Annotated in this window: 1 protein-coding gene; it reads right to left on the bottom strand. The window is 57.0% G+C overall.

Annotated features, from left to right (window positions below):
• Positions 1 to 34 precede the first annotated feature (34 nt).
• A partial coding sequence (locus tag KP705_RS18150) for a hypothetical protein (protein WP_215765304.1) occupies positions 35 to 421 on the bottom strand: 387 nt, incomplete at its 5' end.

Here is a 421-nt window from a genome sequence, read left to right as displayed (position 1 = left end):
GTATTTGCTCAGGAAGAAGGAGCGAATGGGACGGTCAGCGGCCCCGACCTCGGCTATTCTCCCGCGAGCGATTCCGGCCAATTTCTCTGGCTCGTTCCCGTTGAGCCTCAACCGCCTGATCTTGGAGTTTCTGGCGTAGCTGTTGGGCCAGTTTCACGCAGCCCTCGATAACCTTCTCCCGGTATTGGGTCGGAATATCCCTCAGAGCCTTCACAAGAGGCTCCAGACGGCTCTGAAGCTGTTTCAGGCTCTCTCTGTCTTCCTTGGCCCGTTTGGTCGCTGTGCGGGCAACTGTGGCGCTCTGAACGGCAGGTTCATAATGCTGCTGAACGGTCTGACTGATGCGTTTTGCCACCTGCTCAGGGTCTTCCACAACACGGGTAAAAATCCCCTTCTTGAGCACCTGCGGTTCTAGGTCAGC

Origin of the sequence: Gluconobacter sp. P1D12_c (genome assembly GCF_018812105.1) — a bacterium.
GTDB classification, from domain to species: Bacteria; Pseudomonadota; Alphaproteobacteria; order Acetobacterales; family Acetobacteraceae; genus Gluconobacter; species Gluconobacter oxydans_A.
This window is presented reverse-complemented; position numbering and strand designations above follow the sequence as displayed.